The 7871-nt window shown below is 67.9% G+C and carries 7 protein-coding genes and 1 pseudogene; 3 read left to right on the top strand and 5 right to left on the bottom strand.

Annotated elements, in window-relative coordinates; genetic code table 11:
* Positions 1-85: 85 nt before the first annotated feature.
* The 3 genes and pseudogenes from ACFWR9_RS41980 to ACFWR9_RS41970 all read right to left on the bottom strand — a co-directional run.
* Positions 86-334, bottom strand: coding sequence for a group II intron maturase-specific domain-containing protein (locus ACFWR9_RS41980; protein ID WP_383852742.1), 249 nt, complete (start codon positions 332-334; stop codon positions 86-88).
* Positions 331-1077, bottom strand: coding sequence for a reverse transcriptase domain-containing protein (locus tag ACFWR9_RS41975; RefSeq protein ID WP_383852739.1), 747 nt, complete (start codon positions 1075-1077; stop codon positions 331-333). The genes ACFWR9_RS41980 and ACFWR9_RS41975 overlap by 4 nt, the downstream gene beginning before the upstream one ends.
* Positions 1078-1118: 41 nt before the next feature.
* Positions 1119-1772 (bottom strand): annotated as a pseudogene (locus ACFWR9_RS41970) (transposase); the annotation flags it as partial.
* 170 nt (positions 1773-1942) lie between these two features.
* Here ACFWR9_RS41970 and ACFWR9_RS41965 point away from each other — a divergent pair.
* Complete coding sequence (locus ACFWR9_RS41965) at positions 1943-2368, top strand: IS5 family transposase (RefSeq protein ID WP_383852737.1); 426 nt, start codon at positions 1943-1945, stop codon at positions 2366-2368.
* Between the two features lie 111 nt (positions 2369-2479).
* On the opposite strand, the gene ACFWR9_RS41960 is transcribed toward ACFWR9_RS41965, so the two are convergent.
* The gene (locus ACFWR9_RS41960; protein WP_383852734.1) at positions 2480-4141 is read right to left on the bottom strand and encodes an IS1182 family transposase; all 1662 of its coding nucleotides are present in this window, start codon (positions 4139-4141) and stop codon (positions 2480-2482) included.
* Positions 4142-4175: 34 nt separating this feature from the next.
* Here ACFWR9_RS41960 and ACFWR9_RS41955 point away from each other — a divergent pair, with 34 nt between their 5' ends.
* Entirely contained in the window at positions 4176-4616 is a 441-nt protein-coding gene (locus tag ACFWR9_RS41955; protein ID WP_383852731.1) for a transposase, read from the top strand.
* Between the two features lie 21 nt (positions 4617-4637).
* Here ACFWR9_RS41955 and ACFWR9_RS41950 read toward each other — a convergent pair whose 3' ends face one another.
* Positions 4638-5087: a nuclear transport factor 2 family protein gene (locus ACFWR9_RS41950; protein ID WP_383852728.1), complete on the bottom strand. Its 450-nt coding sequence runs from the start codon at positions 5085-5087 to the stop codon at positions 4638-4640.
* A 1880-nt stretch (positions 5088-6967) separates the two neighbouring features.
* Between ACFWR9_RS41950 and ACFWR9_RS41945 the strand changes: the two genes are divergently transcribed.
* Positions 6968-7702: a dienelactone hydrolase family protein gene (locus ACFWR9_RS41945; RefSeq protein WP_383852726.1), complete on the top strand. Its 735-nt coding sequence runs from the start codon at positions 6968-6970 to the stop codon at positions 7700-7702.
* Positions 7703-7871: the final 169 nt, after the last annotated feature.

The following is a 7871-nucleotide window of genomic DNA, read 5'->3' as shown; positions in this document are numbered from 1 at the left end:
CCTGACGATCAGAACGACAAGAGCCGTGTAACGGGAGACTGTTACGCACGGTTCCGTGAGAGCCGAGGGGTGCGATTCCCCTCGGCTACTCGACCATGGTGCTCTTGGCGACTGCGTATCTGAAGTAATTGGACCAGCCGCGCATGATCCGGTTGAGCCGTCTCAGCACGTCCCTGGGTGGCTGTTGCGACAACCTGTGTGTCAGGGCACGAATCTTGTCCTTCAAGGACCGGACGGGCCGGTCGGCGATGAAGGTGTAGACGTACCACTTGTCCGTACCTCGCTTGCGTTTCCACTGGAGGCGGAACCCAAGGAAGTCGAACCCTTCGCTCATGTGCACGACGCGGGTCTTGGATTCGGAGAACCGAAGTCCCAGCGGCGCGAGTACATCAGCGATTTCCTCGCGCAGGGCTTTCGTATCATCACGGCTGCCGAACACGACACGACGAAATCGTCCGCGTAGCGGACGATCCGCCAGTTCGGCAGTCCCCTCCGGCGCCGGAGGGCGCGACGTACGGGGCTGCCCATCGCCCCGCCCGGCCGCCACGGCCCGTGGGCGTGCTCATCGAGCGCGCTCAGGGCGATGTTGGCCAGCAGCGGGGACAGGACGCCTCCTTGCGGCGTGCCAGTCGGGTTGTCCTCGAAGTGACCGGTTTCGGTCATCACCCCGGCCTTGAGGAACGCCTTGACCAGCAGCAGCACATGCTTGTCCTTCACCCGAGTCCGCACCCGGTCCATGAGGGCCGTGTGGTCGATCGAGTCGAAACACGCTTCGATATCCGCATCCAGCACCCAGCGGTAGCCTTTGGTGCCGAAGTACTGAATCTCCGCGACTGCATCGTGTGCCCGTCGCTTCGGCCGGAAACCGTAGGAGACCGGCAGGAAGCCGGCCTCGAAGATCGGCTCCAGCACCAGCTTCAGCGCCGCCTGGACCACCCGATCCGCAATGGTCGGAATTCCCAGCTTCCGGACCCTTCCGCTGCCACCCGGCTTGGGGATCTTGCGTTCCCGCACCGGAAGCGGACGAAACGATCCGTCCTTCAACTGGGTTCGCAGGTCGTCCAGGAACCCGGACATCCCGGCGATCTCCTCGATATCGGCGACGGTCAGGCCGTCGATTCCGGGAGTTGGGCCAGGGCGAGTTGGGCCGTGGTGATGTGGTCGGCGGCGGTGTTGCTGCCCGCGTTCCCGGGCCGCAGCAGCGCGGCCACCGGCTCGCCGGTGCCACCGCTTCCGTGATCGACGAATCCCATCAGCGGGTGATGTCCGTAGGTCTTCTTCCAGGTCGCGGCCGCGTCCTGCTTGTCGGAGTGGGCCAGCACCAGCACCCCGTCCAGGTCGACGATCACCTGCCCGGTGGCATCCGGCGATGACGCTCCGGCCAACTTCCAGACGTGCTCGCGCACTTCGGCACGCGCTGACCGGATCGCATTCAGAGCCTTCGGGCCGGCCGCGGCGAGGGTGTCGATGAGGCGGGAGACGGTCGGGTCGGAGGCCACCGGGCCGAACACGGCCGGCTCGGCCCGCAGCATCCCGACATCGGCCAGGCAGTCGCCACCCAGCGCGACCGCCAGGGCCACATCCAGCAGGATCTTGCCCGGATCGTGCACCGCCCGAGCCTTCCGCCACGGCACCAGCGCCGCGGATATCGCGGTCTCCAGCCCGACCTTGCGGACGGTCTCGACCAGCAGCACGCCCCCGGCCTGGGAGACCACCGCCCGGCCGCCGCCCTCGATGCGGACACGCGGGTACGACCCGATACGCTTCTTCACCTGAGAAGTGCTTCTTTCCACGGCACGATCTGGACCTTCGACAAGTCCTATCGTTGCAGGTCAGGAGCACTTCTCGCGTTTTCGATCACGCTTCGGACAGCCCACGTCATGAAAGCCCGAGGCTAGGGTCTGTTGCGAAAGTGGATCTTGGTCGTGGATGATCACGTCCTGTGAGACGTGGGGATCTGACGAACGGCCAGTGGGCCCGGCTGGAGCTGTTGTTGCCTTCGGGCATCAAGTCAGGCCGTCCGCCGGTCTGGACGCGGCGACAGCTGATCGACGGCATACGGTGGCGGACGCGGACCGGCGCCCCGTGGCGGGACGTGCCTGAGCGTTACGGCCCGTGGGACCGGGTCTATGACCTGTTCCGGCGCTGGCAGCGCGATGGTATCTGGGCCCGGATCGTCACCCAGCTCCAGGCTGAGGCCGACGCGAAAGGCCTGATCATCTGGGAGGTGAACGTCGACTCCACGGTCTGCCGGGCCCACCAGCACGCCGCCGGGGCGGCGAAAAGGGGGATCGCCAGAAGGAGCCGCCCGGCGGCATTGCCGTCGAGCCGGCCGACCACGGACTCGGTCGGTCCCGCGGCGGGTTGACTAGCAAAATCCACCTGGCAGTCGAGCAAGGGCAGAAGCCCTTGTCGGTGGTGATCACGGCCGGTCAGGACTCCGTTGGGAAATCCGCAAACCGGTTGTGTGTCCGCGGATTCAAGCGGCGAGTTCGAGGCGGTCCAGGTGGGAGGTTCTGGTCTTGCCGAGCGGGGTGCCGGTGAGCCAGGCGTCGAGGCGGATGAGGTTGATCGCGGTGGCGGCGAAGACGTTGCCGAGGTGGGTTTTGGGTAGTCCGGTGTAGCGGGTGCGGCGGATGCCGGTGCGGCGGACGGCTTGCGAGATGGTGCCTTCCACTCCGGCTCGGATGTCATAACGCTGTTTCCACGCGTCGGTTTGCTGCTCTGCACGTCGTTGTTCGAGGACCTGCTGCTGCTCTCGGGGCAGCAGGGTCAGGCTGCGGCCCCACTTGCCGTTGGCTGCCTTGGTGCACCTCGATCTCAGCGGGCATGGGTCGCAGTCGGCGAGTGCGAAGTGCACGCGGACGAGCGGGGTTCCGCTGGCTTTGCGTTGTTCGGACCAGCTGACGCTGGCCGCTCCCTGGGGGCAGATGACCTTCTTGGCCTCCCAGTCCGCCTGGAAGGCGGCCTGGGTCAGGTCCGGTGTCTGCGCATCGCGCCCGCTGTGGTGGGTGTCCAGGCCGACCGGCCCGAGCAGCTCGATACCGTGCTCGTCGCGGGCGGCGACGATATGGGCAGCGGTGACGTAGCCGGCGTCCACGTCGTGTTCATCGGGCAGCAGTTCACGTGCGGCCATGCCCAGGTGGACCGCTTCGGTGACCTCGGTGTCGGCGACGGTGGCGTCCGTGGTGAGGACATGGGTGATCAGGTGCGGGGCGTGCGACTCACAGGTCTCGCTCAGGTGGACCTTGTAGCCGCACCAGCCTGAGCCCCGCTTGACGCTGTAGCGGGCTTCCCGGTCGTAGGGCGAGGACAGCCGGCGTCTGCCCGGCGGGAGGTCCTTGCCCTCCCGCCAGCGCACCCCCTCACCGTCGCGGTGATACTGCTCCACCCAGGCAAGGCGCAGGACCTGGACGGCGGGGATCTCCCGCAACCAGGCAGGAGCCTGGGGTGCGTGGACGGCCTCCAGGATGGTGAAGCCGTCGCGGCCTACCTGCTCGGCCCACTCCTGGCGCACGTTGTCGCCCTTCGGGAAGCGGTAGGAGTCGATCCGGGCTCCGTAGCGTTTGACCCACTCGGCGGTCACCAGCGGGGACAACCAGTCCGGGGCGGCCGCGGCCAATGCCTCCAGCGCCGCCCGCAGCGCTTCACCGACGAACTCCATCCGGTTCAACGTCCGCACGGCCGCGAGCACATGGGTGGAGTCGGTGCGCTGACGCCCCCCGGAACGCAGCAGCCCGAGGCCGGAGATCCGCTCCAGGATCAACTCAAGGACCTTCTCCTCCAAGCCATGCTCGATCAACCGGGCGCGGAAGTCGCTCAGGACGGAGAAGTCGAACCCCGGGTCGTCCAACTCCAGGCCAAGGAGGAACTTCCAGTCCATCCGGGCCCGCACCTGGTCAGCGGCTTGCCGGTCGGTGTGGCCCTCCGCGTACTGCAGCACCGACACCAACGCCAACGGACCCGGCGAGACCGCCGGGCGACCCCGCCTGGGGAACGCCTCCGCGAAAGAAGCGTCCTCGAACAACGGACCCAGCGCTTCCCGGACGCGCACCGCGAACGTGCCCTTCGGGAACGACGCCCGCACCACCCGCGCGGTCAGTTCCGGGACCCCACCGTCATCCCGCGACTCCAGCGACACTCAGCCCACCCTCCCAACGACAGACAAGGCGATCGTGTCAGCCCTGACAGCCGACGAGCAGGCAGATTGCGGAATTCCCAACGGAGTCGGTCAGTGGGGTGATTCCCCGCAGTTCGAGCCGGTTCTGGAAGCAATCCGGGTCCCGCGGTTGGGCCTGGGACGGCCGCGCAAGCGCCCGTACCGAGTGCGTGCTGACAAGGCGTACGACTCTCGTAGCAACCGGGCCTACCTGCGCAGACGCGGGATAAAGGCGACGATCCCAGTGCCCTCGGACCGGGTCCGCAACCGCCAGAAGCTCGGCTCCCAGGGCGGCCGGCCACCGAAGTTCGACAAGACCGACTACCGCGAGCGGCATGCCGTGGAGTGCGGAATCAACCGTCTCAAGCGCCACAGGGCCGTGGCGACGAGGTACGACAAGCTTGCCCTCCGCTACGAGGCGACTGTATTGGTCGCAGTCCTTAACGAGTGGTTGTGACCAGCGGGTTTGCAGGCGTTCTCAGTCTGTCGGCGCGGACGCGGCGCAGGCGTCGGCGATAGCTTGAGTGTCCCAGTAGAACGGACGGACCTCGGTGATCTGCCCGTCCTTGACCGTGATCGTTTGCAGGATTGGGAAGCTGAGTTCACGGCCAGTCGCACGAACGCGAGCACGGACCTGAGTGAGCACGACCGCAGTCTCACCGGTGGCGAGAACCTCCTGCTCCACCATGTCGAACGTCTCCCAGACCTGTCCCATCGCAAGGAAGAACTGCTTCATTCCGTCGTGCCCACGCCAAGTACCTCCGTACGGCAGAGCATCCGCTTGATGTAGCTCGACATTCGGCGCGAAGAAGGGGGCGAGCAAGTCGAACGAAGCCTCGCCAGGGCCTCCGGCCGCCAGGTACTCCGCCTCAGCTGCATACATGCCGGTGAGCACTGTCACTGAGTCTGTAGTGGATGACATCGTCATGCCGCCAGCATGATCAGCAACGACGCGTCTTGCTCGCGGAAATCAGACATCGTTGTGCGGCACGGTCAGCACTTTCGCAACACGCCCTAAGCGGCGGCGAGGTGGAAGAGTTCGGCTACGTCAGAGGTGCGCTGGTAGGGCTGGCAGCGGGGGAGGAGGTCATCGACGAGGCTGATGCAGCACGGCGCGCCGACGCGGCGGGCCAGGAGCAGGGACTGGGTGGCAGCGGCTGCGGCGGGCTCGGGTCCCTTGAGGCCGAGGAAGCTGGCCTGGCCGCGTGGTACGCGAGGAATACGCCCTTCGTCTTGTCCCGGGCTGTGGGTAGCAGGCGTTCGCCTTCGGTGATGTGGCGGTGGGCGCGGGCGGTGTCGCCGAGGTCGAGCAGGGCCTGTCCGGAGTCGACGGCGAGGTCGGTCTCGGACACCCAGCCGCACCAGCCGCACCAGCCGCACCAGCCGGCGCCGGCGTCGTTGAGGTGCCTTTCGGCTGCCGCAACGGCGTGCCGGAGGCGAGGCGGGAACGGGCCAGCAGCATCGGGGTGGAGGCGCCCCCCGCGTCGTGTGTCGGGGCGCTTTGGCGTAGCCGGTGGAGCGTCCACCCGTCCAGGTCCTCAATGTCATCGGGTGAGGCGAGGGGGTTGGCCAGGTGTCGGGTGTTCTCCTCGAAGATCTCTTCGGCCCAGCGGTAGGAGAGCCGGGGGCACACGTCCAGCAACGGCGTTCCGGCCGGGCCCTGCGGTCGGTGAGGACTAGCGGGCCGCGGGTACGGCGGGCGATCAGGTGGGGCAGCAGCTGGGCGGTGCGGGACTGCCAGTGAATCCACTCCGTCGCCCCACCCTTCGCGGTGATCCGGCCGCGCTTGTCCTGTGGGTACAGGTCTTCCACGTTCAGGCACAGAACCTCGTCGGCCCGTGCGGCGGACTCATGGAGCATCTTCCACTGCGTCTTCTCCCGCAGGGCCACGTCCAGGCGCCACAGGGCGGCCATCTGGTTCTCCGCCAGGGCCTTGGTGCGGTCCGGCAGGGCCGGCCGCCGCTCGATGCCGATCGTGGGATCGCCCTCGATCCAGCCCTGGCGCTGCCACCAGCCGATCGCCTTGCGCGCGATGGACGCTCCCGGTTGACGGTGTCGGCGTCCATCTCGCCCGCGCCGCCGTCGGCTCGGCCAGCACCTCCGGCAACACCGGATCGTCGAACACGGCGACGGGGAAGACGGGCGGCTTGGCACCCCGGCGGGCGGGCCCGGTCAGCGCGGGTTCGCCGGCCAGCATCCCCCACGTCGTCAGCGAGATCCGGTAGATCCGGGCGGAGGACTTCGCGATGGCCGCGCCGGTGAGATACCGCTCGACCGCCGCGGTGTACGACGTCGGTGGGGCGGACAGGGGCACGACCCGGGCTCGCGGCAACCGCAACGCGCCCCCGCCTCCTGGCTCGGTCACCGGTTCGGTCGTCATACCCACCCCGCCCTTCCGGAACTGCCGCAGTACATGCGTACACCTCGCCCCAGAGGCCGGAATGGCCCGCCGCAGATCGCGGTGATCAACGTAGAGGTTCCGCCGCAGTAGATCCGGCACTTACTGCGGCAGATACCGGAACGCGCCACCCGACGCTCTTCCGGGCAGCATGTCGGCTTCGAGTCGTGGCTGGACTGCGCCGTGAACTGGGGTGCAGGCATCGGCTCTTGCCCGGTGGGCTATGCTCTGCGGCCATGACTACCGGGACGGCATTGCGCCACACACCGACTGGTGACCCGGCGCTCCTCTGAGCGCCGTAGGGGCCGCTGCGGGCCCGCTGTTCGATCGAGGATCCTGCGCTGCTGCGCGGGCTCCGCCTCCGTCGTGTTGATCACAGGCTCTACACATCAACCACGGCAGGAGAATTCATGCCCATCAAGACGCTGCAGATTCCCACCATGGACGGTCAGGCCGACGCCTTCGCCGCCCTCCCCGACAACGGAGAGCAGCACCCAGGTGTGCTGATGTACGCGGACGGCTTCGGTATCCGCCCCGTACTGCGGGAGATGGCCCGCGAACTGGCCGGGCACGGGTACTACGTACTCGTCCCCAACCTCTTCTACCGGCACGGTCCGGCACCGCTGATCGACCTTCCCGAGCACATCGGAGAACGGGTCCGGCCCGCGCTCATGGAGCAGCTGATGCCGTTGATCGAGGCGCACACCGCCGAACGCGTACTGAGTGACGCCGACGCCTACCTCAGGTTCCTCACCACCCAGCCCGAGGTCACCGCCGGGCCGGTCGCGGTGACCGGATACTGCATAGGCGGCCTCCTGGCGACGCGCACCGCAGCGGCCCACCCCGGCCAGGTGGCCGCCCTCGCCTCATTCCACGGTCCCGTGGGCGCGGACGGGCCCGACGCCCTCGCCGAGATCACCGCCCAGGTCCACTTCGGCCACGCCGAAAGCGACCTGACACCCAAGGCCCTGGGCGAGCTCAACCGGGCACTGGACGCCGCGAAGGTCGACTACACCTCCGAGATCTACCCCGGCACCGTCCACGGGTTCACCATGTCCGACACCGACGCTTTCAACCCCGCCGGACTGCAGTGCCACTGGGACCGCCTGCTCCCCCTTCTCGACCGCGCACTGGCCAACAGCTGAGGTTCCGGATCGGAAACCAACCCTGAAGTACACGGCGGCGACCAACAGACGGCCCGCCCCCCCCCCCCACAATGGGGTGGGGGGGGGGGCCGGGGGGCGTGGGGTTGTGGTCAGCGGGTGGGGGCCCGGGCGCGCGCGCAGCGGCGGGGGTGCTGTGGGGCGGTGGATA

The sequence above is a fragment of the Streptomyces sp. NPDC058534 genome, from assembly GCF_042717365.1.
Taxonomy (GTDB): domain Bacteria; phylum Actinomycetota; class Actinomycetes; order Streptomycetales; family Streptomycetaceae; genus Streptomyces.
Note: the sequence above shows the minus strand (reverse complement) of the source record. Positions and strands in the feature narration are given on the sequence as shown.

Coding starts and splice junctions, on each gene's coding strand:
- ACFWR9_RS41980 (WP_383852742.1), bottom strand. CDS start 334: ATGAGCGAAGGGTTCGACTTCCTTGGGTTCCGCCTCCAGTGGAAACGC.
- ACFWR9_RS41975 (WP_383852739.1), bottom strand. CDS start 1,077: ATGTCCGGGTTCCTGGACGACCTGCGAACCCAGTTGAAGGACGGATCG.
- ACFWR9_RS41950 (WP_383852728.1), bottom strand. CDS start 5,087: ATGACGATGTCATCCACTACAGACTCAGTGACAGTGCTCACCGGCATG.
- ACFWR9_RS41945 (WP_383852726.1), top strand. CDS start 6,968: ATGCCCATCAAGACGCTGCAGATTCCCACCATGGACGGTCAGGCCGAC.